The organism is Sphingobacterium prati (genome assembly GCF_013167215.1).
Taxonomy (GTDB): domain Bacteria; phylum Bacteroidota; class Bacteroidia; order Sphingobacteriales; family Sphingobacteriaceae; genus Sphingobacterium; species Sphingobacterium prati.
On the sequence record NZ_JABJWY010000038.1, the window covers coordinates 451,155 to 477,687 of the forward strand.

At 39.7% G+C, this 26,533-nt stretch carries 19 protein-coding genes and 1 riboswitch; of the genes, 12 read left to right on the top strand and 7 right to left on the bottom strand.

Annotated elements, in window-relative coordinates; genetic code table 11:
* Nucleotides 1-3: 3 nt before the first annotated feature.
* Both HPC41_RS21375 and HPC41_RS21380 read left to right on the top strand, forming a co-directional pair.
* Nucleotides 4-762: a peptidylprolyl isomerase gene (locus HPC41_RS21375; RefSeq protein ID WP_172396118.1), complete on the top strand. Its 759-nt coding sequence runs from the start codon at nucleotides 4-6 to the stop codon at nucleotides 760-762.
* Nucleotides 763-926: 164 nt separating this feature from the next.
* Entirely contained in the window at nucleotides 927-1,694 is a 768-nt protein-coding gene (locus HPC41_RS21380; protein WP_172396119.1) for an exodeoxyribonuclease III, read from the top strand.
* Nucleotides 1,695-1,821: 127 nt separating this feature from the next.
* Here HPC41_RS21380 and HPC41_RS21385 read toward each other — a convergent pair whose 3' ends face one another.
* Complete coding sequence (locus HPC41_RS21385) at nucleotides 1,822-2,883, bottom strand: Mrp/NBP35 family ATP-binding protein (RefSeq protein ID WP_172396120.1); 1,062 nt, start codon at nucleotides 2,881-2,883, stop codon at nucleotides 1,822-1,824.
* Between the two features lie 355 nt (nucleotides 2,884-3,238).
* Here HPC41_RS21385 and HPC41_RS21390 point away from each other — a divergent pair, with 355 nt between their 5' ends.
* Nucleotides 3,239-5,434: a transglycosylase domain-containing protein gene (locus HPC41_RS21390; RefSeq protein WP_172396121.1), complete on the top strand. Its 2,196-nt coding sequence runs from the start codon at nucleotides 3,239-3,241 to the stop codon at nucleotides 5,432-5,434.
* A gap of 216 nt (nucleotides 5,435-5,650) precedes the next feature.
* Nucleotides 5,651-6,190: a phosphoribosyltransferase gene (locus HPC41_RS21395; protein ID WP_172396122.1), complete on the top strand. Its 540-nt coding sequence runs from the start codon at nucleotides 5,651-5,653 to the stop codon at nucleotides 6,188-6,190.
* 178 nt (nucleotides 6,191-6,368) lie between these two features.
* Here HPC41_RS21395 and HPC41_RS21400 read toward each other — a convergent pair whose 3' ends face one another.
* A complete protein-coding gene (locus HPC41_RS21400) occupies nucleotides 6,369-6,935 on the bottom strand; it encodes a DNA-3-methyladenine glycosylase I (protein WP_172396123.1) in 567 nt (188 codons plus the stop codon).
* Nucleotides 6,936-7,054: 119 nt separating this feature from the next.
* Here HPC41_RS21400 and HPC41_RS21405 point away from each other — a divergent pair, with 119 nt between their 5' ends.
* The 3 genes from HPC41_RS21405 (at nucleotide 7,055) to HPC41_RS21415 (ending at nucleotide 10,113) form a co-directional block, all read left to right on the top strand.
* Entirely contained in the window at nucleotides 7,055-8,026 is a 972-nt protein-coding gene (locus tag HPC41_RS21405; RefSeq protein ID WP_172396124.1) for a DUF4271 domain-containing protein, read from the top strand.
* A gap of 11 nt (nucleotides 8,027-8,037) precedes the next feature.
* A complete protein-coding gene (locus tag HPC41_RS21410; protein WP_172396125.1) occupies nucleotides 8,038-8,808 on the top strand; it encodes a uroporphyrinogen-III synthase in 771 nt (256 codons plus the stop codon).
* Nucleotides 8,809-9,243: 435 nt separating this feature from the next.
* Entirely contained in the window at nucleotides 9,244-10,113 is an 870-nt protein-coding gene (locus HPC41_RS21415) for a cupin-like domain-containing protein (protein ID WP_172396126.1), read from the top strand.
* Between the two features lie 71 nt (nucleotides 10,114-10,184).
* Here HPC41_RS21415 and HPC41_RS21420 read toward each other — a convergent pair whose 3' ends face one another.
* Together HPC41_RS21420 and HPC41_RS21425 are read right to left on the bottom strand one after the other, a co-directional pair.
* Nucleotides 10,185-13,070, bottom strand: a complete 2,886-nt coding sequence (locus tag HPC41_RS21420) for a PD-(D/E)XK nuclease family protein (protein ID WP_172396127.1) — start codon at nucleotides 13,068-13,070, stop codon at nucleotides 10,185-10,187.
* 9 nt (nucleotides 13,071-13,079) lie between these two features.
* On the bottom strand, nucleotides 13,080-16,430 hold the full coding sequence (locus HPC41_RS21425) for a UvrD-helicase domain-containing protein (RefSeq protein ID WP_172396128.1): 3,351 nt from the start codon (nucleotides 16,428-16,430) through the stop codon (nucleotides 13,080-13,082).
* 37 nt (nucleotides 16,431-16,467) lie between these two features.
* On the opposite strand from HPC41_RS21425, the gene HPC41_RS21430 reads away from it, so the two are divergent.
* From HPC41_RS21430 to HPC41_RS21450, 5 genes are all read left to right on the top strand, one after another.
* Entirely contained in the window at nucleotides 16,468-16,785 is a 318-nt protein-coding gene (locus tag HPC41_RS21430) for a hypothetical protein (RefSeq protein WP_172396129.1), read from the top strand.
* Between the two features lie 177 nt (nucleotides 16,786-16,962).
* A complete protein-coding gene (locus HPC41_RS21435; RefSeq protein ID WP_172396130.1) occupies nucleotides 16,963-17,484 on the top strand; it encodes a 30S ribosomal protein S16 in 522 nt (173 codons plus the stop codon).
* 223 nt (nucleotides 17,485-17,707) lie between these two features.
* Nucleotides 17,708-18,232 carry a ribosome maturation factor RimM gene (gene rimM, locus HPC41_RS21440; protein WP_172396131.1) on the top strand — a complete coding sequence of 175 codons (525 nt, stop codon included), beginning with the start codon at nucleotides 17,708-17,710 and terminating at the stop codon, nucleotides 18,230-18,232.
* A 234-nt stretch (nucleotides 18,233-18,466) separates the two neighbouring features.
* Nucleotides 18,467-18,569, top strand: a riboswitch (SAM riboswitch).
* Nucleotides 18,570-18,640: 71 nt separating this feature from the next.
* The gene (locus tag HPC41_RS21445) at nucleotides 18,641-19,597 is read left to right on the top strand and encodes a methylenetetrahydrofolate reductase (RefSeq protein WP_172396132.1); all 957 of its coding nucleotides are present in this window, start codon (nucleotides 18,641-18,643) and stop codon (nucleotides 19,595-19,597) included.
* 295 nt (nucleotides 19,598-19,892) lie between these two features.
* Nucleotides 19,893-22,919, top strand: a complete 3,027-nt coding sequence (locus HPC41_RS21450; protein ID WP_172396133.1) for a glycosyltransferase family 117 protein — start codon at nucleotides 19,893-19,895, stop codon at nucleotides 22,917-22,919.
* A gap of 125 nt (nucleotides 22,920-23,044) precedes the next feature.
* On the opposite strand, the gene HPC41_RS21455 is transcribed toward HPC41_RS21450, so the two are convergent.
* From HPC41_RS21455 to HPC41_RS21465, 3 genes are all read right to left on the bottom strand, one after another.
* Nucleotides 23,045-23,710, bottom strand: a complete 666-nt coding sequence (locus HPC41_RS21455) for an OmpW/AlkL family protein (RefSeq protein ID WP_172396134.1) — start codon at nucleotides 23,708-23,710, stop codon at nucleotides 23,045-23,047.
* Nucleotides 23,711-23,982: 272 nt separating this feature from the next.
* A complete protein-coding gene (locus HPC41_RS21460) occupies nucleotides 23,983-25,653 on the bottom strand; it encodes a glutamine--tRNA ligase/YqeY domain fusion protein (protein ID WP_172396135.1) in 1,671 nt (556 codons plus the stop codon).
* 169 nt (nucleotides 25,654-25,822) lie between these two features.
* Entirely contained in the window at nucleotides 25,823-26,470 is a 648-nt protein-coding gene (locus HPC41_RS21465) for a carbonic anhydrase (RefSeq protein ID WP_172396136.1), read from the bottom strand.
* Nucleotides 26,471-26,533: the final 63 nt, after the last annotated feature.

A 26,533-nucleotide genomic window follows, 5' to 3' on the forward strand; every position in this document is an offset into this window, starting at 1 on the left:
CGCATGAGATTTTTAAAAGTTTGTTTAGTAGCAATATTTTGCTTTTTGCAGGTCATGGCATTTGCTGCCAGACCGGAATATAAGTATGTTCAGATTATTACAGATAAAGGAACCTGTGTGCTGCGGTTATATAATGAAACACCAAAACATCGGGACAATTTTGTGAAGCTGGCAAAAACGAAATACTATGATGGCACATTCTTTCATCGGGTGATTCAAAACTTTATGATTCAAGGTGGTGACCCTGACTCAAAGAATGCTGTTGGTGGGGCTCAATTAGGTAATGGAGGACCTGGCTATACGATCCCTGCTGAAATAGAGGATGGACTGTTTCATAAGAAAGGTGCTATCGGTGCTGCTCGGGACAACAATCCAGCGAAGGCATCTTCAGGATCGCAGTTTTACCTTGTTCAAGGTAAGGTATTTACTCCTGAAGATCTCAATCGTCTTGAACAGACACGGATGAATGGAAAGAAATTTTCTGAAACCCAGCGGCAGGCTTATACCACAATTGGTGGTGCTCCACATTTGGACTGGAATTATACTGTATTTGGTGAATTAGTAAAAGGAATAGAGGTAATTGACCAGATTGCGGCAGTTAAAACCGATAAGAATGACCGACCGGAAGTGGACCAGAAAATGACTATGCATCTACTGACCAGACGCGAGGCACTTAATCTGGAGCGCGAGCTGAAAGGTTTACAGCCGCAGACTGGCTTCTTTACCAAGATAAGTGATTTATTTTCTTCCAAAGATTATTAAAATTACCATTAATGGATCTCGCTGTCAGAAAGATTTAAATTTATCGTCTCAGCGTATGAAGGAACTGGATCAGTCAAAAATAAAAAAATAGCAAGACGTTGTAAAATCTTAGGCTATAGGGGTTAACGTCTCAGATCTAATATCTTAATACTCATATCTATACAATGAAAATAGTAACCTATAATGTGAACGGTTTGCGAGCTGCTTTAAAGAAAGATTGGTTGGGCTGGCTAAAAAATGTGGATGCTGATGTCATCTGTCTTCAGGAGATTAAAGCTACTCAAGATCAAATTCCGGAAATCGTTCTCTTGGAAGAGATGGGATATGAACATTACTGGTATCCAGCTCAAAAAAAGGGGTATAGTGGGGTCGCTATTTTTACCAAAATTACGCCTGCACATGTCGAGTATGGATGTGGTCACGAAGACTATGATTTTGAGGGAAGGATCATTCGGGCCGATTTTGATAAAGTTTCGGTGATGAGCACTTATTTTCCCTCTGGAACAACAGGGGGTGTAAGACAGGACTTTAAATATCGTTTTTTGGATGATTTTCAATTGTATAGTGACAAGCTGCTGGTAGAGCGTCCGAATTTGGTCGTCTGTGGAGATTACAATATCTGTCATCGTGCAATTGATATTCATAATCCGAAATCAAATGCGAACTCTTCCGGATTTTTGCCTGAAGAACGCGAATGGATGGAAAATTTCATTCATTCGGGATACATTGATTCTTTCCGTCACTTGAACCCAGAACCGCATAACTATACTTGGTGGAGTTATCGTGCCGGTGCCCGCGCCCGAAATCTGGGCTGGCGTATCGATTATAATATGGTATCAAAACCGTTAGCGTCACAGATCAAATCTTCACAGATTTTATCGAATGCAGTTCATTCGGACCATTGTCCAGTTTTATTGGAACTGGACGTGTAACGAGCCACATATCTCTAATAAAAAAGGCTTTCATTAACTGAAAGCCTTTTTTATTAGAGATATGAACATTTTATTTGGAGACAGTCATCTGCAGCGCTATGTTGCCTGCGTCCTCCAAATGAAGTGCTTAGGACTTGCTTTGAATGATGGAAAGCTGCTGAGCAACTTTCTCTGCAATCGTTAGAAATGATTTTGTTACGGGGTCTTCCTGATCTATTGCAACGGGAAAACCATTATCCCCAGCATCGGAAATACCTTTTAGTAAAGGTATCTCGCCAAGGAAGGGTACCTGATATTCTTCAGCTAAACGTTTTCCTCCATCTTTGCCAAAGATATAATATTTGTTGTCTGGCAGTTCTGCTGGAGTGAAGTAAGCCATATTTTCGACAACGCCTAAAAGTGGGATATTGATACTATCCATTAAAAACATCCCAATTCCTTTGACGGCATCCGCCAGGGCTACATGTTGCGGCGTAGTGACGATGACTGCCCCAGCTATTGGGAAAGTTTGCGATACTGTGATATGGATATCTCCGGTTCCTGGAGGCATGTCAACAACGAGATAATCCAATTCGCCCCAATTGGCGTCGTTGAATAGCTGTTTGATAGCAGAGGTGGTCATCGGTCCACGCCATGGAATGGGTTGGTTGGGATCCGTAAAAAAACCAATTGAAAGTAATTTTAGACCAAATTTTTCAAGAGGCTGAATTTTCACCTGACCATCCGGCATTTCAACTGATCCAGGTTTCGCGCCCTCTAATCCAAACATAATTGGTAGCGAGGGACCGTAAATATCGGCGTCCAAAAGGCCTGTTTTTGCACCTTTGGCATGAAGTGCCAAAGCCAGGTTTGCTGCGACGGTAGATTTCCCGACACCACCTTTACCCGAAGACACCAGAATGATATTTTTAATCCCCGAAACCTGAGCCCCTTGTTTACCGATCACATTGGAAGTCATGTTGATCTGAACTTCGAGATTTTTGTCAATAAAATGTGCTATAGCATTGCGACAGGCATGCTCAATATGGTCTTTTAGTGGACAGGCTGGTGTGGTCAATACAACATCGAAAGCAATTTTTTGGTCTTCGATCTGAATATTTTGAATCATATTCAATGTTACAAGATCCTTTTTTAGATCGGGCTCTTCAACATACGATAATGCATTTAATATTTGTTCTTTGGTAACCATCTAGTATTCATTTGAAATCATGGAATACAAAACTACTCATTGCCGACCAATTTCCTGTCATTTGTTTGTTTTTAATAGAATGGAGATCATGTATCTTTCTTTTATAGCGGATTTAGGACATTCCTATGGCTCCGAATGACATCAAAAAATAATCTATTGCAGTGGACAACATGTCGCCGACCCTGTTTTTGATGTTTTCTGCTGTACCCAGTAATGAGACTCACCATCGATACGCAGTGTGACTGGTATTATGGTGGAAGTGCGTCAACCGGGGCGTGTAATTAGAATTGTATATAAAGGCAAATTTATCTAAGTTTGACTATTGATATGCATGGATTTGCATGAAATTGTAATTATGTCCAATCGATTTATAACATCTCTGAAGTCCCGCAAGTGGCGATGGCTTTATATTACTTTGGCTGTTTTCTTAATTTTGGTAATCGCGTTAGGTACTTATGCTTATCAAAAGAGAGACGGAATGCTCATGGGAGCGATCAATAAGGCAAAAGCTAAACTGCTGGAAAAGTATGATATGGATTTAAAAATTCAATATTATGCTTTTCAGGGAATTAATGCAGTGCAGTTTAAAAATATACAGTTACTACCTAAAAATAGGGAACCACTTGCACAAATTAATGACTTGACCGTATCTGTTAAACTCTGGCCACTTTTATTCGGTGACGTAAAACTCGGGGCGGTTATTCTGGATAATGCTACCGTATCACTGGTCAAGAAAGATTCGATTAGCAACTATGATTTTTTGTTTAAGAAACAAAAGAAGGATACGATCGAGAATGATAATCCGAAACAGAATTTAGCCGCCTTGGCGGATCGCTTGCTGAAAAATGTATTTTTTAAGATCCCGAACGATCTGGATCTGAAAAATCTTGAGCTTTCCTACAAAGATGACAGCACGGCACAGCGTATTGTTATTCCTTCGGCTGTCATTGATGGTGGTGATATGGAATCCAAATTTTTGTTGAACGATCATGAGGCTGCTTGGAACCTAACAGGGACAATAGATTCAGACAATCAGGAATGTGATCTACGTCTTTTTTCGGATAAAAAGGAAGTAAATCTGCCTTTATTACAGCGTAAATTTGGTCTGGCAGTTAGCTTCGATGACATATCCTTTCGATTGGATAAAGCCAATCGGCGCAATAAGGAATTGTTGGAATTGCATGGACAATGGGGATTTAAAAATCTGAAAGTAAACCACTGGCGAATTTCCAGCAAAGATGTTATTTTCCCGGAAGCGACGATGCAGGGGGCACTCAATATTGGAGCTTCTTCTATTGAAGTAAGTAAGGAAAGTACGGTACAAGTAAAAGATTTTGTTTTTTCCCCTTACATAAAATATGTTCATAAACCTGAAAAGGAGATTTTCTTAGCTGTGCACACCGATAAAATAAAAGCGCAGGATTTTTTTGATGCTATGCCGGTTGGATTATTTCCTGGTTTGGATGGCATTCAGGTTGAAGGCCATATTCAATATGATTTAAATTTCGCTCTGGAGTTAAAAAGGCCGGATAAGCTTCTTTTCTCTTCTAGAATGGATGATAAAGATCTGCAGGTCGTTAAATGGGGTGAAGCTAATATTGGGATGTTAAATACACCCTTTACTTATACCGCTTATGAGGATGGCAAGCCCATGCGCGAGATTGTCGTAGGACCACAAAATCCAAATTTTACACCATTAGACCAGATCTCCCGTTATATGCAGATTAGTTTGATCAATACCGAAGATCCATTTTTCTTTAAGCATAAAGGCTTTGAGGAGAAAGCTTTTAAGCTCTCCATCGTTACAAATATCAAAGAAAAAGGCTTCAAGCGAGGCGCAAGTACGATATCCATGCAATTGGTGAAAAATGTATTTCTGAACAGAAACAAAACGGTGGTCCGCAAATTGGAGGAAATTTTATTAGTCTGGTTGATGGAGCGTTCGCAGCAAGTCAGTAAAAAGCGCATGTATGAGGTTTATCTCAATGTCATCGAATGGGGCAATAATGTATATGGGATCACAGAGGCTGCCCGTTATTATTTTGGAAAAACACCGGCGCAACTGGGGCTTGGGGAAAGTATATTTTTATCGAGTATCGTACCACGTCCGAAGAAAGGACTGAACTTTTTTGATTGGACGGGGCATCTTAAAGGAAATATGCTGCGGTATTTTAATATCTATGGCCATATTATGACCAAGACAGGCCAAATCGGTGTTGATTCAACCACATCCGCCTATGGTTTTTACGAAGTGGTATTGCAACCGCATCTACGTGCAGCCAGACCTGCTGTTGTGGATTCGATAGATACCTTGGATATGGGCGATGATCCGTTGCTGTTCGACGATCTGGAAGGTAGCCCGTCCACTGATAATATCGAGGGGTTGACTGTTCCCAAAACCATTAAAAAAATGTCTGATACGGATAAACAGGATGAGGAAACGGTAGAACCGCAGAAGCATAAAAGATCTATATTCGATAAAATCCTCGGTAGGAATAAAGAAGAAAAAGAAAAAACGGAAGACGAGACGACCCAGCGTTCGAAAAAATAGCAGAAGTGACCTGGATTAGTTCGTGGTCTGGATGGCAAGTGCCCGGAAATAATACAAAGACGGGGTTTGACGATAACATAGTGAGATGCAACCATGATGATTTTATTCGGTCATACAAAGAATTGGTAAATCGGATAGCTTCATCACGATCGAAACTGCCGATGGCTGTATGAGCGCCATAAAGCGGAAATTGACGGATGGAAAATAATTAAATAGATGAAAAAGATAGAAATTGACGGATTGCTTTTTGAACCACTTTTTGAAGATGAACAGATTCAAAAAAGGGTGCGCTTGATGGGCATAGATATCAGCCTGCGCTATGAGCATAAGCAGCCTGTTTTTATAGGTGTTTTAAATGGATGTTTTATGTTTATGGCAGATTTGCTCAAACAAATAGACGTTCCCTGTGAGATGTCCTTTATCAAATTAGCTTCCTACATTGGTACAGGGCAAACTGAATTAAACGAACTTTTGGGATTGGGTATTGATCTGGAAGGACGTGATGTCATTATTGTGGAAGATATTGTAGATTCCGGTCACTCGTTGAAACACACTTTGGATGCCGTAAAGCGGTTGAATCCGGCTAGTGTTATCGCTTGCGCCCTGCTGGTAAAGCCTGAAGCATTACAATATCATTTTGAAGAACTGATGTATGTCGGTTTTGAGATTAGCAAAGAGTTTGTGGTAGGCTATGGAATGGATTATAATGGCCTATGCCGAAATCTTCCCGATATTTATAAGAATGTCCCTGTTTAGATCTGCACATCGATTATTCGTTTTGAAATTTCTGTGAATTCAGGGCTTAACTAGGGTTTTTATTAAAAAATGACTCAAGTGTCGAGATCGTTGAGCGCTTGTAATGGGGACAGATCGTGTTCTATGGGCAAGGCCCTACATAGCGTCATGATGTGGGCCTTGCAGTTGTTGATCTGTACTAATATTTAAAAGAGCAAGTTTCAATATGGTCATTGACCATACCTACCGCTTGCATATAAGCGTAGCAAATGGTAGAACCAAAAAATTTAAATCCTCTTTTTTTCATGTCCTTTGCTATTTGATCAGAAATCGCGGTTGTTGCTGGAACGTACTGTAAACTCGCCCAATGGTTGATTATGGGTTGTTGCTCCGGCAAAAATGTATACAGGTAATTGAAAAAACTACCATATTCAGATTGGACTTTTTTAAATAGTATCGCATTCGAAATGGTCGATTCGATTTTATTCCGATGTTTAATAATCGCGGAGTCTTTTAAAAGCAGCGCTACATCATCGGCTGTATAGTTGGCTACTTGATCAACGTCAAAATTAGCAAAAGCTTCTTTATAGGCCGATCTTCGGCGGAGGATAGTAATCCAACTCAAACCAGCTTGTGCGGATTCCAGGACCAAAAATTCGAATAAGGTTTTATCATCTTTTACCTGCCGCCCCCATTCTTTATCGTGATAGTCGACATACTGTTCGTCGGATCCGCACCATTGGCAGCGTATTATTTCTTTTGGCATGTTCTATAAGATTTTTTGAATGCAATATAACTTTTTATCCTAACTTTACGACCATAAAAAAGAGTTTCGAATCAAGCGGCTTGTGATTTCTGGATGGCCGATAGGGACAATTTATTTCAATGAAAGTTAACATCTTTAGATATTATATTGTATTTGTAATCCTCTTTGTGTTTTCGGTAGTACAATTGAATGCACAGCGCCGGACAGTGCGACAGGTTGCCCGAAACAGCGTGTCCGTATCTGATAGTATACATGTTTTGAGCGATTCTGTACCCTCGCCAAACCAGCAGGTATTAGCATCGTTGAACCCCAAACTTCAAAAACAATATCGTATTGCTACAGTAGAAGCGGAGGGATTAGTTCTTCACAACATATACGACTATGATGTAAAGCAATATTTTAAAGGAAAACAGCGTAATACGGGTTTGGAGCGGCAATACGGCAGTCCTAAGCCGCATCGAGAGAATTGGATATTATTTACGGTACTCTTTTTAATATTTGGCGTTGGTTTAATTCGCGTCTTTTTTCCGTCCGATATCAAATTGGTTTTTCAAGGCTATTTTGATGACCGGGTGCTTTTGTCCGTTAGTAAGGAAGATACGATCTTAACCTCCTGGCCGTTCATTTTCCTATTTATATTGTTTTCAGGCGCAATGGCGTTATTTGTCAGCCTATTTTATGCATATGAATTAAACCGCTTTTATTTTATTACCTTCCCCAATTATATTAAAACCGTTGGAATGGTTGGTGGGCTATTTGCTTTTAAAATCGGTTTTATCCGGTTTCTGTCTTTCGTTTTTGAAATTAGGAAACTTGTCAAAGAATATGTGACCGTGTTATATCTGATTTATTTTAATACATTATTTCTGATGCTCCCGGTGTTATTAATATTGAGCCTCGTACCGTTAACGACTGTTGGTGTCGTTTTACATTTGGCCATTATCGGAGCGGCGTTGTTATTCTTATATCGATTTCTCAAGACAGCGGCTCATATTATGTCAATGTATAAATTTTCAATTTCCTATTTAATTTTGTACCTTTGTTGCCTAGAAATAGCACCAATATTAATACTGTTAAGATTATTGAGCTAAAACTGGTTAATATGCAAACTTCAGACGTAGAAAGAGCAAAGAAGGTAAAAAGTGTACTGGTGACTTTACCAAAACCTGAAAACGATAAGTCCCCTTATTATGATTTAGCAAAAAAATACGGGTTAAAATTAGACTTTCGAGGTTTTATACACGTAGAAGGAGTTCCTGCCAAAGATGTGCGTAGGGATAAAGTTAATTTAGCGGATCACACTGCGGTAATATTTACAAGTAGAAATGCTGTAGATCATTATTTTAGGATATGCGAGGAGATGCGATTTGAAGTGTCTGCGGAAATGAAATATTTCTGTATTTCAGAGACAATTGCTCTTTATCTTCAAAAATATATTCAATACAGAAAACGAAAAATTTTCTTTGGTAAACAAACCGCTAAAGATTTAGAGGAAGTGCTTAAAAAACATAAGGCAGAAAACTTCCTTTTTCCTTGCTCGGATGTTGCCAATGAAGAAACAAGGAATTGGTTGCTGCAGAATGGTTATAAGTTTACCCCCGCAGTTCTTTTTAGAACCGTGGTAAGTGACCTGAGCGATCTGAAGGATGTATTTTATGATGTCATCGTGTTTTTTAGTCCGTCCAGTGTCCAGTCGTTATATGATAACTTCCCTGATTTTAAGCAAAACAATACCCGAATTGCCGCGTTTGGTGCTTCGACACAACAGGCTCTTTTGGAGCATGGATTGATATTGGATATTCCTGCACCTACACCAAAGGCACCTAGCATGACGATGGCGGTAGAAGAATACATTAAAAAAGTGAATAAATAATACCTATCTTAGGTCAATAATATAAAGGGTTTTTAACCCTTTTTTTGTTGGATGTGTTTTATGGATATTGTTCGTGTATCGTTGTTTATACAGGCTTACCATATAATACAAATGCAATAAAGGATTCTCCTAGTTTTTATACTATTATTGTAAGCGAAACGTGATGAGGATTTGAAAGAAGGGATATCATTTGCGGATAACTGCATAAGTGCCAAAGATGATTTTTGTCCAGTTGTAAAAATGAAGCTCTTTAATAAAGGGGCGGATTGTTGTAGGGTAAATGTAATGAAAGTGACAGTTGTCATTAGATTTTAATTATATTTCTATTAAATTGTATTGGGGTAATTTGTTCTAATTAAAATAAGGTATAAGCGTTATTTTTAAAATTTGGTAGAAATATTTTTTATGTTTGTAATTAAGCAAAATTAGTCAGTCGTGAAGTTAAAGCAAGTTGATAAAATTTCGGGCATTCGATCAGAAGACTTTTTGAAAAAATATCTGAAACCTGGGTTTCCGGTGATTATAACAGATTTTATTAGTGCTGATAGTCCTGCATGGAAGAAATGGAGTTATGATTACTTTAAGGAAATAGCCGGAGATATTAAGATCGATGTCTATGGAAAAGAAGAAGATTCTATGGATCGTGCTGCCAGTGCTCCTGTGGGGCAAATGACATTTGCGGAATATTTGGATCTCATTACCAAAGAACCTACCGAGTTGCGGTTATTTCTGTTCAATCTGCTCAAGATACGCCCTGAATTAAAGCAGGATGTCATCTATAATGATGTGACAGGAGGGAAAGTGTTGCAGTGGTTACCATTTATGTTTTTTGGTGGCGAAGGCTCAAGTACACGGAATCATTTTGATATCGATATGTCTCATGTATTCATTTCACAATTTCAGGGACTTAAGCGTATTTGGCTTTTTCCAAATGATCAATCTGATCTGATGTATAAGTTACCGTACAACTTCCATAGCATCGCTAATCCAAAGTATAGTAACGTAGAGGAATTTCCAGGAATAGAATATCTGGAGGGGTACGAAGCGGTAATCCACCCTGGGGAAACACTCTATATGCCTGCCGGCTGGTGGCACTACATACAATATGAGACGGAAGGATATTCTATCTCAGTAAGGGCGCTGGCGAATTCGATTAGTGAAAAATTGAAGGGGGCACGTAACCTTTTTATAACAAGACATTTTGATAATACAATGCGCAAGATCTTTAAGAATCATTGGTTTCATTACAAGATAAATACGGCCAAGCGACGCGCGAATAATGCGATTAAAAAAAATAAACGCTAAAAATAAGGGGACATTCCATGAATGTCCCCTTATTTTTTTAGCACTTGAGCTAATGGGATGAAGGCCTTTCCTTATACTGACTCGTCATTTTCCGTCCATTTGCTAGCTTCTCTATAAAACAGGGTATAAGGGTCACTAGGATAAATGGTTGCATCAGGATTATGTCTAAAGGAAACTTCTTGATTGAAAATTTCACGCAGTATATTCCTTAAAAATTTAACAAAATTCTCTTTCTGGAAGGCCAAAAAGTCCGCGGTTAATATCCCTTCTTTTCCATTAAACAGCGTTCCTTCCTCACGCATTTTACGAGCAACATAGAGATGTGGTTCCAGCTGTTTTCGTCCAGTCTTTTGCTCAAATACATAGGCATAGAAAAGTGTTTGTATCAGTGCTTTATTCTCTGTATTGGGTGCAAAAACCTGATCCATTTCTTTAAAGATAACAGAATCACCTCCTGTTTTATAATCGACAATCCGACTGATGATCCGATCGTCGTGCGTGATGACTTCGTCAACACGGTCAATAATGCCGTATAAAGTAACTTGCTCTTCTTTACCATTAATTTCAATGGTAAATGGAAGCGTATAATCGGTATCGTTTTCCAGCTCTATGATCCGAAAAGCTTTATAGTTGGCTATATCATATTCAAGGTACATTTTGACATATTCACAGGCGATCTTCAACATGATGCGTTGGAGACTATTTAAATCGCCCATGGAGTTTAATTCCACCTGATATTGAAAACCTATTTCCCGGATAATGTAGGATTCGATCTGATTGAATTGCTGCTGCAGGATATTTGTTGGTGTAAAGTTGTGCTGTCCTTTGAATGGCAGAAAAATCTTTTCCATAACATTGTGAATAACCGTTCCCAGTTTGTTCATTTCAAATTCCTGTGAAATAGCGGGCGGCTCTTTGATATTTGCAATATGTTTGAGGAAGAATTGCAACGGAGATTGCAGATAAGTCGTCAGTGCCGTTGCTGATATTCTTTTTTGATCGACAATAAAGTCCTGATACATCTTGGTCCAGACTTCGCCCTGCTTTTCGATAATAATTTCCGTACTTTTGTCGGCAAACTGGATTGTTTGTTGCTGAATTTTCCGTTCAAAAATAAATTTGCTTTCAAACTCCAGCTGTTTGATGAAGCGACTTTCTTCTCCTGTCGAACTTTCGTCCACCAGTCCATTGTAAAAAATATGAATCCCCTCACTGTATTGAAAATGTCTATAAAACAAGTATGCGGATAGTGCATCTTGATTTTCCAATATTGGAAGTCCGTAAGCTCTCCGGAGACTATTGGGAATAAAGGTTGGGGAATTGGATGTTTTGGGTAAGATGCCTTCGTTTGCCCCAAGAATATACACGTTATCAAAATTTAAACAGCGACTTTCCAAAAGTCCCATAATCTGGATCCCTTCTAGTGGATTTCCTTCTATCGCCGAATTGATCGGCGATATGGCTTTCTTGATCAATCCGATCTGAAAGCTGATGCTCAATGGAGCAACGGTCTCAAATCCCAGTAACAATTGGTTGAGTGTTTTCTTGGTTTCTACCAGCAGATTGTTGTCAATCTGACGGATACGTTCATGCGAGGAGATGCTGTGCAATAAGTCCTCAACGATGATGATGAGCGAAGGTATTAATTGAGCAGCATGCTCAATCGGAACGAAAAATTGAGGCAGGGAACTTTTGAAATGCAGCGCTTCTAATGCGATTTCAAATAATTGTTTATCAGCAATCTCTTTCTGAATTTGCAGTTTGTCTTCTAGGGAGACCTGTGTCAGGGGATGATTGATGAAGGTCTCAATAGTCTGGTAGGATAGCTTGCGTTTCTTTAACTGTGATATTTCCAAATGCACCTCCATCCACAGGTCCAATAGGCCATAAATTGGGGATTGGGTCAAGGGATATCCAGTCGTGATATTGGGGTTAACGTCAGGAAGACTTTGCAACAAAGGAACCAATAGGTTCTCATCCGCTAATAAAATCGCTGACGTTTGATCTGTCGTATTCTGCCTTTCCAGAATGTCGTAAAGTAATTTTGTCTGGCTTATTTTTCCTGTACTCGCATATAGGTTGACCGTTGATGTCCTGTTACCGATAATATTAGGGCTATCGCCAAGCGCGTTTACAAGCCCAGTCTGAAAAATATTGCGGCGGATAAACAGCCCCGCTTCCTGCATGTTGTCCTCCAGGTAATAGGCATCTGCATCGAAGTAAAATAGAGCCCGTCCTTCTTCCTGCCACTGTCGGAATAATTTAGCTTCTGCTCTATTTAAAGCATTGAAACCTACGAATAGAATTTGTTGAAAGGATGAAGTAAAATTTGGATAGGTAGCTCTGCCTTCAACCAGATCACGATAAATCGTTGGATAATTAGTTTGGCCCGCGGCTTTAAGCGTTTCTTTAAATCTCGTGTATAATATCGGAAGTCTCTTCCATAACTGTAAAAAGCGCTCCTGGACCCCGCTATGGCCAGCGATGGAAAAGGATTGCCAGAATTGGCGGATAAATCCTTGCTGTTCTTGGGTGAGATGCTGGAAAGCTATATCAATTTTGGTGTTATCATAAAGTTCCATGTAGATCTGATTGATGGGAACCAGATCATAATCCAATTGTCCGAAGTCACTTAATATAATCTCGGCAACAGGGTAAAACTCTTCTAACGTTTCAGGATCCTTACCCTCTGCGGCCAGAAGTTCATTATGGAGCTGAAAGAGCTGAAAAAATTGCCCGAGAGTGCTGGCCTCGGCATCGCTGGTTGATAATTTAAAGAATTCCTGTATAGTGAAAAATTGGGGTGACCAGATTGCCTGTCCATAGACATCCGCAAGATGTTTTTTGAGATATGTAATCGGACGTTTATTGTTAAACACGATGGCAATCTCACTCAAATCGTTACCAAAACGTTGTTGAATATCTGCTGCTACTAATTTTAAAAAAGCTGTCTGCATCGTGATTCTTTATTTTACTTCGATTAATTGATTTGACTTGGCATAATAAAGGTAGGCCCTAACATTATTATAGCCTAGGTTCTGTAAGTTTTTTTTGTAATTGTCGACCTGATATTTATGCCCGATGTAATCGGTTTGTGTAAATTTGAAATCCAGTACAATTGTCTCTTCTTGAGAGGTAAATACCTTATCGGGACGGATGGTTTCGCCTTTAGCAGTAATGATACTGGCTTCATTCCAGATTTTATACTTCCCCGTAAGCCACTGATTGATGATAGGATGATTCCAGATCTGATTGATTTCCTGCATCAGGAAAGGCTCCTCTTCTTTTGTAAGTATGCCTTCGTGAATCAGCTGATGTACTAACCTGGCAATATCTTTTTCGTTAGCGATCTGAGACATGATTTCATGAGCCAAGATTCCATATTGTGCTGCTTTTTCCAGCATCATAATATCGTTGATCGTGCGTGTGCTTGCCTTCTCTAAGGCCATCTCCAGCTCCTTAGAAATCGGGTAATGGCTAAGCGAAATGATATTGTCCGTTTGGATTTGCTGATCTTTTCGTTCGATGGTCTGATCGATCTGGATGCGGGTGTTTTCAAGTATAAATGGAGCAGCAGGAGAATCTAAGACCTGATAAAGTATATCACTTATATATTCATTCTTGACACCATAGCCTGTAATTTCGCCGGTTTTTTTGTCGATCGACTCTTTAAATGAAGGAGCTGTGATATAGAGGTGTTCGATAGCACGTGTTGTAGCCACATAGAATGTATTCAATGCATCCATGTAATTGAACAGCATTTCTTCAAAATATTGTTTGAAGAATACTGATTTTCCAACTGTCGTTGTATATTTTATGGGAATTTTTCCCAATTGGGCGAACGGGGTATCGTAGGTGTCGATCCAGAAATCACCATTGATCATGCCATCTAGATCCCATGAACAGAAGGGGAGCATGACAACATCATAGGCAAGACCCTTTGATTTATGAATTGTCGTTACCTCAATCGCATTGATTTCGCCGTTGGAGGGCAATACAGCCCGATTGCCATCTTCTTCCCAAAATTCCAGGAACTGAATTATTCCACGTTCACCGTTGGTCGAAAAAGCCGAAATCATATCTTTGAAAGCCAGCAGGTAAGGCAGATGAATGTTGTGTTCTGTTGTGAAGTCATAGATCTCGATGAGTTTTTCGATCAAATGAACTAATGGCTGTTTCTGCCAGATCTCCCAGGAGTCGATCAAAGCTTGGGGAAGAGATTCTTTCAGCGCATGAATGTCGTTCGAAGCAAATTTTAACCAAGCATTTTGACTAACTATATTTTTCTGTATGGTCTGATAGAGATAGACCATTTTTGCCTTATGGATGTTATGTTTATCCGAATTGTATACGAGTGCTTTTAGTGTTTCTATTAGCAAGAGTACGGCATCGTTGCTCGCCAATGATAGCGCATCTCCAGAGATAACCTCAAAACTAAGATTTTGCTCTTTTTTGAAATCCATTAGTTTTTGGATGACTAATTTAGCCTGCGCATTACTACGCACAAGGATACCGATTTGTTTGGCATGATATCGGCCTGTACGAAACCATTCGCCTATCTTTCCGCATAACCTTAAGAGCGATTCCTCAATGACCTGGTTCCTTCGATAGCGTCCATCTGAAACTGGGATGTACGAAATCTCAATCGAGCCTAATTTATTGGGATTATCCTTTTTATGTGCGGGGACCTCCTGTTGACTGTTCTCATAAGCTTTTATAAGCATCGTATTATTGCCGGAAGCAGTCCACCAACGTTTTCCATCTTCATCTAAGTTTTCATCTACCTTTTCATTGAGAACTCTTTGTAAATGTTCCGGGATACTGCTAAAAAGATAGTTATTTAGCTGGATGATATTTGGGAGACTTCGATAATTAGTGTCAAGGCTTCCATTTTCGATAAAGGTCGTTTTAGCTGTTTGATCCAGATGGAATGCATGGCCAATTTGTTGTTCGACTTGTTGGAGCAATATGCGCCAATCTCCGTTCCGCCAACGGTATATGCTTTGCTTGACATCCCCGACAATCAAATGTTCGCTTAGTGTTCCTTCGGCATCTGCCAGCGCATTGATCAGGAGTGGGCTATAGTTTTTCCATTGTATCCGCGAAGTGTCCTGAAATTCGTCGAATAAAAAATAATTGAAGCGATTGCCTATTTTTTCCCAGATGAATGTCGGATCACTATTCTCATCAATCCCGAGTTTATTTAGTAAGATCTGGGAATCGGAGATTAACTGAGCACCGTTTTCCTTACGCCATTGGGTAAGCAAGTCGCTCATTTCTTTGAGCAAACGTAAGTAATAGAGGTTGTTTTGGACCGCCTGATAAGCGATATAGGCTGGTAGATTCTCCTGTAGCGTCTGAAAAGATAGAAGGATGGGCGTTAGTGCCGAAAGAAGATCATAGCGTATATTCTTATCGCAGTCGGTAAATGCGTCTTCATTGTTTATTAATTGTACATATTTGTCCAGTATTTTGGCTATATCGGAAGAACTTAACTTGTCCGTCTTTTTGCTGGTTTTGCTGGCGGAAATAATCTTGTTGCGGGATTTTCCCTTGAGCTCATGTTCGGCAATGTTGAACTTCTTGAATGCTTCACTAAAAGTTTCGATGGTCAGGGAAAGTGCTTCCGTAAAGGCATTTATTTTTTGCTCGATCTCCTGATTCAGCAGATTAAATACCTCTCTGGGATTGGCTGAATTAATATAACTGTCAAATTCCTGAAAATTTTCAGAGAAAATAAGGTTGGCGAGGCCCATCAATTGTTGTCGATAGTTCCAGTTTTCATTTTTGGCTATTTTTTTCTCAGCATAGGCGATGATCCAGTCAAGCAGATCAGGGCGTTCGTCCAGCAGCTGATTGAGCATGACGGTCAAATCATTTTTTACTTTATTGACATTCATTTCAATCTTGTAAGCCGCATCCAAATTGAGTTCATAAGTGAATGCTCGGATGACTTTTTGGGAAAAGCCATCAATTGTACTGATGGTAAAATGGCTATAATCGTGTAAGATCCGACGGTACACACGATGTGATTTTTCTTGAATCAGATTGGACGTCCAATCGAGCTGTTGTTGCAGCAATAATTTTCTAAAATCTTCGATTTTTGGACTGGAATCCCCAATAGCTAGACCGTGGAGTACTGATAGTATGCGCTCTTTCATTTCGGCGGTAGCCTTGTTGGTAAATGTTACGGCCAGTATCTCCTTGTAGCTATTTTCATTGGATAGCAATAAGGTTAGATAGTGCAGTGTTAGGCTAAATGTCTTCCCCGAACCGGCCGAAGCTTTCAGTATTTTTAATGGCGCAACAGATTTCATGGAATGAAGGTAGAAAGTAAAATGTGAATTGGCAAAAATGCCGAAGATTATTTCAACCTTATCAGCTTCAAATGGCGCCGAAACTAGTTATCTGCTTGAATATGATGCCCAAGGGCGGATAACAAAAGTGAATGAACAACAGTTCCATTACGGTGTAAATGGGCGTGTAGATTATTCGCGTATTGCGCTCCAGGATAAAAGGAACGGAATTGAACGGGAGAAGATTGTGCGTTTAAGCTATCATTGGGATGAACAGAATCGTCTGAAGAGTGTATTTGGTCCAGGGAAAGAGCAATCAAGAAATACAGCCAGATTGGGCAAAGAAAACAGCTGTAAAAATTACCTTGGACGCTAGTGGCAAACCTACGGCAATAAATTACGTTGTTAAAGGGGATTTTGAAGGAGTTAAAGATGTCATTTTCAGCGAAGTTTTATTAAATTATATTTATGAATAGAAAAAAATAACTATCTTTGCATCCCCTCTAGTATGAAGCTCGGGGGATATGTTGAATACATAAAATAAAATTAAAAAATGGCAACTAAAATCAGATTGCAAAGACATGGTAAAAAAGGACGTCCTTTTTACCACGTAGTCGTAGCGGATTCTCGCGCTCCACGTGATGGTAAATTCATCGAACGTATTGGTTCTTACAACCCAAACACAAATCCTGCAACAATCGTTTTGGATTTTGAAAAAGCTTTGGATTGGATGAATAAAGGTGCTCAACCTACTGACACAGCTCGCGCTATCCTTTCTTACAAAGGTGTTCTTTACAAAAAACACTTACAAGGTGGTGTGAAAAAAGGTGCTTTTGACGAAGCTGCTGCTGAAGCTAAATTCACTGCTTGGACTGACGCTCAAGAAGCTAGAATCTCTGGTAAAAAAGATGGTTTAGCTCAATCTCAAGCTGATGCGAAAAAAGCTGCTTTAGCTGCTGAAGCGAAGAAAAAAGAAGAAAAAGCTGCTGCTGTAGCTGCTAAAAATGCTCCTGTAGCAGAAGAACCTGCTGCTGAAGAGACTGAAGCTCCTGCATCAGAAGAAACTGAAGGTTAATTCTTTCATAAAGTATTCGAGAAAGCCGACTCAATCTTGAGCCGGCTTTTTTTAATAAAACAATTTATGTGTTAAAATGTGAAGCTGATTGGTCTACGCTAAAATCGGAAGCAGGCCATCCCATCATCCCTTCATGCAAAGAGTTGAAAATTAAATAGATGCTGAGTATTAAGCGGAAGCTGATAAGAAAAGTATCTCAATACTAATATCTCAATATTACCAAATGACTATCGATCAAAGTTTTTATATAGGCTATATCAGCAAAACGAGAGGTCTTAAAGGCGAAATGCAGCTGTTTTTCGAATTCGAAGATTACGAAAGCCTGGATATGGATGTCGTTTTTTTGGAGGTCAACAAAAAACTTGTGCCTTATTTTATCGATGCTATAAAACTACAGAAAAATAGTACGGCCTATGTGACATTTGAAGATGTCGATCACATCGACAAGGCACAGGTACTTGTCCGCAAAAAGGTATATCTAGCCAATGATAAGATGCCAGAACGGGATCCAGATGATTTTAGATATACAGATTTAGTCGGCTTTTTGGTGATTGATGAAAATCATGGTGAATTAGGGGAAATTACTGATGTACAAGAATTTCCACAGCAATTCGTGGCTACAGTTGATATGGGCGGCAAAGAGTTGATGTTTCCATTATCGGATGATTTAATCTTAGGAATTGATGGTGAAGAAGAGGTTATTGAAGTCGCGTTACCCGAAGGGCTGGTCGATCTTTATAAAGAATAGGAAAAGTCGTCTTGGATATTATTCAGGTAAAAAGATTTTGTGCAAGTGAAAGGAGACTTTTCTCTCTTCAATTTTGCCCATTTGCCCAATACCGAAATGAAGAATTTTCGTAACTCATTATTGGATTTGGTATAATTTGGCATGGTAACCTGGAATAAAGACAACTATTGCTATAATTTATAGATTTTCGAAAAAATATTTTTGTTGTTTGGTTTTTTAAAACGATATTAGCAACGCTTATAGAGAAAGGCCGAGGGACTAGACCCAATGAAGCCTTAGCAACCTGTATTGTTCAAGGTGCTAAATTCTACCCTGCTCCATGTGGGAAAGATAAGTTACATACAGATAGACATATCCTCGATTTGTGCGTTTCGATGTAAGCCAACCCAAACTTAAAACAGTTTTTTAATGAAGATTACCGACCATATCCAGAATGCTAAAGGAAAAACATTGTTTTCTTTTGAGTTATTGCCTCCTGCAAAGGGACAAGGCATCCAAAGTATTTTTAAAACAATGGATGAACTGATGGAATTTAAACCACCGTTTATAGATGTAACCTATCATCGTGAAGATTACATCTATAAAGAACATGCTAGCGGACTGTTAGAGCGCGTATCCTATCGCAAGCGGCCAGGAACAGTGGCGATATGTGCTGCTATCATGAATAAATATAAAGTGGATGCGGTCCCTCATCTGATATGTGGTGGCTTTACAAAAGAGGAAACTGAAAATGCTTTGATTGATTTAAACTTCCTCGGTATCGATAATGTATTGGTCTTACGGGGCGATGCGCGCAAAGGAGATGCCGATTTTATCCCAACTGATGGCGGGCATGCGTTTGCAACAGATTTATTGGAACAGGTTGCTGATATGAATAAGGGGAAGTATCTTCACGAAGATATTATTACATCTGAAAAAACCGACTTTTGTATCGGCGTTGCCGGATATCCTGAGAAGCATTTTGAATCTCCTAATTTCAATACCGACTTCAAATACCTGAAGCAGAAAGTCGATATGGGTGCAGAATTTATTGTTACTCAGATGTTTTTTAACGTCGAGAAATATAAGGAATTTGTGACCAAATGTCGGGACAGTGGAATCCATGTCCCTATTATCCCAGGTCTCAAGCCATTGACGACAAAAAAACAGTTGGTCACATTGCCAAGAATTTTCCACTTGGATATTCCGGAGGAATTAAGTGACGCTGTAGCAGCATGTAAAACCAATGCTGATGTGCGGCAAGTAGGTGAAGAATGGCTTGTTCAACAATGTAAGGAGCTAATCAGATTTGGAGCACCGGTACTACATTTTTATACCATGAGTAATCCTGGGCCAACGAAAAAAATCGTCGAAAAATTAGCCTAACAATATAAATAGAGCGAGGGAAGAGTCCCTCGCTTCTTTTGAACCTATAGTGGTAATACGGCCATACCTATGTGAAAGAATTCCTGTCCATCCAATCGTTGCCCGTCGTGTATATGCCGGTCGTAGGATGACATTACTTCCCTTTTAAAAAACTGTATTTCTCTTTTCGATATAGAAGCAACTGCTTAAAAAAAGTATTTTTAGTTCAATTATGATGTTAAATTGTGTTAATTAACCTATTTAAATCGAGATAACTGTTTAATTTAAAGTACTAAAAGATAGACCAATTGGCCTTATGACGTACAATAAATTAAATACCCTATTTGGTTTGGCCTGTGGGCTCGTTGCTACCCTTGTTTACATCGCAACTGTCGAAAAGACCGTAAGCTGGTGGGACTGTGGTGAATTTATAGCCTGTGCCTACAAACTTGAGGTTGCCCATCAGCCTGGCGCTCCCTTATTCCTGCTTATCCAGAATGTTTTCGCTAACTTGGCTCTCGGAAACACAGGTCAGATAGCTTATTGGATGAATATTGGTTCGGCAGTCTGTAGCGGTCTGACTGTGACGTTTTTGTTTTGGACAATAACAGCTATAGCCAAGAAGATTTTAAAAAAGCCACAGCAACCTACTTTTTCTTACTACTTACAGCTGTTCACGGCAGGTGCAGTGGGGGCAATGGCTTTCAGTTTCAGTGATACGTTCTGGTATTCTGCTGTAGAGTCCGAAGTGTATGCCATGTCCTCGCTTTGTACGGCTGTGGTTTTCTGGGCAATTTTTAAGTGGGAAGCACGTGCAGATCAGGGAGGGAGTGACCGTTGGCTGATTTTTATTGCGTTCGTCATGGGGCTTTCGATCGGTGTCCACCTATTGAATCTTCTAGCGATTCCAGCCATCGGCATGGTGGTCTATTTTAAAAGGACTTCGCATATCAATCTAAAAGGTATTCTAACGGCATTTCTATTGGGCTTGTTGGTCTTGGCAGGGATTCTTTGGGGGGTTATCCAATGGTTGGTGGGTTTTGCTTCCAAAATAGATCTGTTGTTTGTGAATTCGCTCGGATTGGGATTTGGTTCGGGAATTCTCTTTTTATGCGTGCTCGTCGGTGCTGCCCTCGTATATGGTCTCTTTTATTCGCATAGAAACCGAAAGTATACGTTAAATACGGCCTTATTGATGTTTTGTTTTATTCTGTTTGGTTATAGCTCTTATACCATGGTATTGATTCGGGGAAAAGCAAATCCATCCTTAAATAATAATTCACCCGATAATGTATTTTCTTTTCTGGGCTATTTAGGACGGGAACAATATACACGGGAGCCTCTGGTGAAAGGACCTTATTTCGATTCCAAAGCTGTGGACATAGAAAGTAAAACCGGTTACCGGAAAGATGAATCCAATTATACTTCGTTTACACAGGTTGATAAGTATGAGTTTGATCGTGAAACATTTTTCCCACGTATTTATAGTCAGGATGCAAATCATCAAGCCTATTATAGAAGTTATCTCAAGTTGAAAGAGGGTGAAAGACCACAGTTTTCCGATAATTTTAAGTTTTTCTTTCATTTTCAATTGGGCGAAATGTATGCGCGTTACTTCCTGTGGAATTTTGTAGGTAGACAGAACGATAAGCAAGGTTATGGAACATATAGTGAGGGGAACTGGATTTCCGGAATGAAAACCTTGGATAACTGGCGTCTTGGGGGACAAGATAAGCTTCCGGATTCCCAAAAAAATGATCCTAGTCGAAATACGTACTTTTTCTTGCCCTTATTACTGGGGATAGCAGGGGCGGTTTGGTTATACAAGAAAAGTAAGCCAAACACCTTAGTATTGACGTTGTTATTTGTTTTCACGGGTGTAGCGATTGTCGTGTATCTCAACCAAACACCATTACAACCTCGTGAACGTGATTATGCGTATGCCGGATCGTTTTATGCTTTTGCCATCTGGATTGGGCTAGGTGCAATTGCATTGGTGCGTTTTTTTAAACGTTTTTTTCATTCCCGTTATGCCTTGGCCACAGGATTATCTTTCGCACTGTTGGGGGGACCGATTATTCTGGTGCATCAAAACTGGGATGATCATAATCGTTCGGAGAAATCCCTGGCGCGGGATATCGCTCGTAATTATCTTGAAACCTGTGCCCCAAATGCCATTTTGTTTACCTACGGCGATCATGATACATTCCCACTATGGTATTTGCAGGAGGTAGAAGGTGTCCGTCCGGATGTGCGGATTGTTGTATTGAGCTACTTGACCGGAGACTGGTATATGCAGCAGGCAAAGAAACCAACTTATCAGGCAGCAGGATTACCGATTGTTATCCCTGCCGAAAAAACAAAAAAGGGTATTCGTGATTATATTCCATTTATAGACAGGGAGTTGAATGAAGCAGTGGATGTTCAGCAATTGTTGCAGTTTGTTACTTCCGATAACCCAGATTACAAAGTGCAGTTGAACTCGGGTAATCTGGAGAATTATTTTCCATCAAAGAAGGTCAAACTGACCATTGACAAAGACGAAATCTTAAAAAAGAAGGCTGTACCGGCTTATTTTCAGCATGCAATTGTCCCCACGATGGAATGGGAAATACCTGGGGATCATTTGACACGTGCGGATCTGACTTTGCTGTCTCTTCTTGAAAACAATCATTGGGATCGACCCATTTATTTTTCGAATATGCTTCCTAGTGATATTAAGTTGGGATTGGATAAGTATCTTGTCAATGAAGGATTCGCTTCAAGGCTGATGCCAGTCGCTTCCACCAATGAACAACAAGCGGCTGGGGAGATAGCGGCTTTGGTCAACGTTGAGGCCTTATATGATAATATTATGCGTAAATATAATTGGGGAAATATCAAGGATGCAACTTATTTAGATACCGACTCGTTTCGCTTTTCCAGTATGTATGCCCGGGATATTTTTGGAAAGACAGCCCGTTTGCTGCTAGAAAATGGAAAAGTTAAGCAAGCTGGGGAAGTCGCGAGAAAAGCATATGACCAATTGCCAAATCGTGTTTATGCAATGTCTGATGCAATTAATTATGCGGATGTCATTGACAGTCTATATCGCTCTGGGCAAAGTCAGCTAGCAGGAGATGTCGTAGATCGAAATTTGAATTATGTTGCTCAAAATATGGAATATTTACATCAGTTGGTACTAGATAAGAAATATCTGAGCTTTGAATGGAACGATATACAGACGGCTCTGGACTCTGTTGACCGTTACCAAACTATTTTATTAGCGGCGAATGATGGCAAGCGGCTGGAACGTTTAGAAGGGCTTCGAAAACAGTACCAGAAATGGTATGGTATAGAATAATTTGTGTTATGAAACTGCTATTAGAGGAGTGAGTTAATATAGTGAATATTAATTTGGGGGTAATACTTAGAGGCACCTTTTTTGTGACAAAAGTTGCCTCCTTTTTGTACGGGGGATCTAAACAACTAGAATTTCATGCCGAACCCGACCCCCAAAAGAAAGGGGTTGATATCAACTTTTGCCGGTATTGATAAGTTGGGGGCCAAATTGGAAGCATCCACATTCACATCCGTCTTTAAGAGGATATACTTCGCATCTAAATTCAGGAAGTATTTTTCTGACAGTTTGAAATCAATACCAAGTTGTGTCGCAAACCCAAATGCATTGTCATACTTTACGTTCTTGACAGTAGGACCTTCATTTACACTATAGAAAATTGTATAATTTATCCCTGCTCCCACATAGGGTTTGATATTACCTTCTGGAAGAAAATGATATTGTGCTGTCAAGGTCGGAGGCAGGAGCCATACACTGCCCAAATCTACATTTGTTGAGCTGTTTCCACCAATAGCGCTTAAGTCGGATCCAACGGTATTCACCTTGTGCTTCGTTGTTCCTAAGATTAGTTCAGCGGCAATATGCTTTGTAAAAAAGTAAGTGAAGTCCAGTTCCGGAATAAATTTCGTATTAATATCAATATCACCACCAATGGTACTGATATCGGCCGATTCCGTAGGTACTACGGTTACTCCTCTGAGTCGGACCTGCCAACGTTGGTTGGGATTGGTTTGTGCCTGTAAATTTAAGGTACCTAATGTAAGTGCAAGAGCAAAAAATAATAACTTTTTCATATCGTTAAGGGTATTTGTTTGCTGTAAAAGTATTTGTTTTACAGCTTTGGATAAATGACGATAATCAGGTTAAAAATTGAATGAAATGATTTATAGGGTGGTAGAAAAGATGTACCTTTATTATTTTGCTGTTTCCCAGAATGTGGACAAACCGATGTTGTTTGTCTATGTTTATAAAGGGAGGGTAAAGCCAAAATGGGTCTTTATTTTACGATATAAAAAGCAAAAGGTCAGAAACTATTCCGACCTTTTGCTTTTATATGATGGTTTCCTTAACCATTTTTCTTTACTTCTTTTCCCCATGAATCTTTCAACGTAACTGTACGGTTAAAGACCAGATGTTCTGAAGTCGAATGTGTGTCTAAGGTAAAATAACCCAAACGTATAAATTGATATCCTTTACCAGGAGTGGCATTTGCCAAGTCAGGTTCGATATAGGCTCGTTCTATCACGTGTAAACTTGCCGGGTTGATCGATTCTTTGAAGTTCTCAGCTGCTGCAGGATTTTCATCATTAAACAGTCTATCGTATAATCTTACCTCAGCTTCCTTGGCATGAGGAACGGAAATCCAATGGATCGTTCCTTTTACTTTTAATCCCGATGTATCTTCACCTGATTTGGAATTAGGAACATAGGTACAATGCACTTCTGTTATTTTTCCATTTTCATCTTTGATGAAGTCGTTGCAAGTAACGATATAGGCGTGTTTTAGGCGGACTGAGAGTCCAGGACCCAGGCGGAAGAATTTTTTTGGGGCGTCTTCCATAAAATCTTCACGTTCAATCCACAATTCGTTGGAAAAAGGGATGATACGAGTACCTTCTCCGCCTTCAACTTCGGGATTATTCTCACCGACCAGATCTTCAATTTGACCTTCCGCATAGTTTGTGATCACTAATTTGATCGGATCAAGGACCGCCATTCTACGCCAGGCAGTTTTGTTGAGATCCTCTCGGATACAGAACTCCAACAGACTAACGTCAATCATGTTTTCACGCTTTTGAACGCCGATCTTATCGCAGAAGTTACGAATACTCGCCGGAGTGTATCCCCTCCTTCTCAAACCTGAGATTGTAGGCATACGAGGGTCGTCCCAGCTCTCAACAAACTTATCATTGACCAGCTGAAGTAACTTGCGCTTACTCATAACCGTATATGTCATGTTTAAGCGTGCAAATTCATATTGTTTGGACGGGAAAATTTCCAGCTTTTCAATACACCAATCGTAAAGTGGACGATGTGGAATAAATTCAAGTGTACAGATCGAATGTGTGATTTTCTCAATAGAATCAGATTGACCATGAGCAAAATCATACATTGGGTAGATGCACCATTGATTACCCGTCCGATGATGGTGGGCATGTTTGATGCGGTACAATAATGGATCGCGTAGGTGCATATTTGGACTAGCCAAATCTATTTTTGCACGGAGTACTTTCTCACCATCTTTATATTTTCCTGTCCGCATATCTGCGAATAAGTCCAGATTTTCTGTTATAGACCGGTCGCGGTAAGGCGTTGGAATCCCCGGTTCTGTCGGAGTACCTTTTGCCGCCGCAATTTCTTCGGCGGTGCTATCGTCCACGTAAGCGAGCCCTTTTTTTATGAGCTCAACAGCGTAGCCGTAAAGTGTTTCAAAATAATCTGAAGTATATAATTCTTCCGCCCACTGGAATCCTAGCCATTGAATATCTTTTTTGATGCTTTCAACATACTCGGTGTCCTCAGTGACAGGATTAGTGTCATCAAAACGTAGATTAGTCTGGCCGTTATACTGCTGTGCCAATCCAAAATTCAAACAGATGGATTTGGCGTGACCAATGTGGAGGTAACCATTTGGTTCAGGAGGAAAACGTGTCAATACACGTCCGCCATGTTTTCCTGTACGAAGATCTTCTTCGACAATTTCCTCGATAAAATTTAATGATTTTTCTTCACTCATAGTACAAAGTTAAATATTAGAAGCGAGATATTAGGTAGGATATGATAGATATTCGGCATAGCATGAGTAGCTAACCGATCGAAGAATTTACATTCCTATTGTGCCAGCAGGGGTAGCGCTGACCTGAAATAAAAAAGGGACGAAATTTTCGTCCCTTTCACCGATTCTACTATTTGTAAGCGAATACCTTTCCAAGGGATTCATTGCTTGTAAATGTACAATTTTGATCAATTAATTGGCCTGTTCCGATATTGATTACCATACCATGTACAGCAAGTGGCTGACCATTTTTCCAAGCATTTTGGATTATGGAAGTGGAACAAAGATTAAAGACTTGTTCTTTGACATTAAGTTCAACTAAACGGTCTGTCTTCTTTTCGGCATCTTCAATGCCGTCAATCTCGTCGCTATGCAATCGGTATACATCCTTGATATGCCCCAGCCAGTTATCAATAATACCATACTGATTGCGACTTAACGATGCTGCCACACCACCACAGCCATAATGTCCGGCTACGATAACCTGTTTTACTTTTAATACATTGACTGCGTAATCCAGTACACTCAATAGGCTCATGTCTGAATGGATAACCATATTGGCGATGTTACGGTGTACAAAGACCTCCCCAGGTTTTGTACCAGTCAATTCATTGGCCGGTACACGGCTGTCTGCACAACCAATCCAAAGAATTTCGGGATTTTGACCTTTTGCAAGTTGTTGAAAGCGGCCTGTTGTGTCATTTTTAACAAAGTCCATCCACTCTTGGTTTCCTTTTATAATATTGTCAAATCCTGCTTTTAAATCTTTATTTTCCATATACTTTTTAATATCTTTTTCCGCCAAAAGGCGCTTTTTTTCAATTTTATTGTGTTACAAATT

Excerpts from the sequence above, each read along its gene's own strand:
- HPC41_RS21375 (WP_172396118.1), top strand. The coding sequence starts at position 4 with ATGAGATTTTTAAAAGTTTGTTTAGTAGCAATATTTTGCTTTTTGCAG.
- HPC41_RS21380 (WP_172396119.1), top strand. The coding sequence starts at position 927 with ATGAAAATAGTAACCTATAATGTGAACGGTTTGCGAGCTGCTTTAAAG.
- HPC41_RS21385 (WP_172396120.1), bottom strand. The coding sequence starts at position 2,883 with ATGGTTACCAAAGAACAAATATTAAATGCATTATCGTATGTTGAAGAG.
- HPC41_RS21390 (WP_172396121.1), top strand. The coding sequence starts at position 3,239 with ATGTCCAATCGATTTATAACATCTCTGAAGTCCCGCAAGTGGCGATGG.
- HPC41_RS21395 (WP_172396122.1), top strand. The coding sequence starts at position 5,651 with ATGAAAAAGATAGAAATTGACGGATTGCTTTTTGAACCACTTTTTGAA.
- HPC41_RS21400 (WP_172396123.1), bottom strand. The coding sequence starts at position 6,935 with ATGCCAAAAGAAATAATACGCTGCCAATGGTGCGGATCCGACGAACAG.
- HPC41_RS21405 (WP_172396124.1), top strand. The coding sequence starts at position 7,055 with ATGAAAGTTAACATCTTTAGATATTATATTGTATTTGTAATCCTCTTT.
- HPC41_RS21410 (WP_172396125.1), top strand. The coding sequence starts at position 8,038 with ATGCAAACTTCAGACGTAGAAAGAGCAAAGAAGGTAAAAAGTGTACTG.
- HPC41_RS21420 (WP_172396127.1), bottom strand. The coding sequence starts at position 13,070 with ATGCAGACAGCTTTTTTAAAATTAGTAGCAGCAGATATTCAACAACGT.
- HPC41_RS21425 (WP_172396128.1), bottom strand. The coding sequence starts at position 16,430 with ATGAAATCTGTTGCGCCATTAAAAATACTGAAAGCTTCGGCCGGTTCG.
- HPC41_RS21430 (WP_172396129.1), top strand. The coding sequence starts at position 16,468 with ATGCCGAAGATTATTTCAACCTTATCAGCTTCAAATGGCGCCGAAACT.
- HPC41_RS21435 (WP_172396130.1), top strand. The coding sequence starts at position 16,963 with ATGGCAACTAAAATCAGATTGCAAAGACATGGTAAAAAAGGACGTCCT.
- rimM (WP_172396131.1), top strand. The coding sequence starts at position 17,708 with ATGACTATCGATCAAAGTTTTTATATAGGCTATATCAGCAAAACGAGA.
- HPC41_RS21445 (WP_172396132.1), top strand. The coding sequence starts at position 18,641 with ATGAAGATTACCGACCATATCCAGAATGCTAAAGGAAAAACATTGTTT.
- HPC41_RS21450 (WP_172396133.1), top strand. The coding sequence starts at position 19,893 with ATGACGTACAATAAATTAAATACCCTATTTGGTTTGGCCTGTGGGCTC.
- HPC41_RS21455 (WP_172396134.1), bottom strand. The coding sequence starts at position 23,710 with ATGAAAAAGTTATTATTTTTTGCTCTTGCACTTACATTAGGTACCTTA.
- HPC41_RS21460 (WP_172396135.1), bottom strand. The coding sequence starts at position 25,653 with ATGAGTGAAGAAAAATCATTAAATTTTATCGAGGAAATTGTCGAAGAA.
- HPC41_RS21465 (WP_172396136.1), bottom strand. The coding sequence starts at position 26,470 with ATGGAAAATAAAGATTTAAAAGCAGGATTTGACAATATTATAAAAGGA.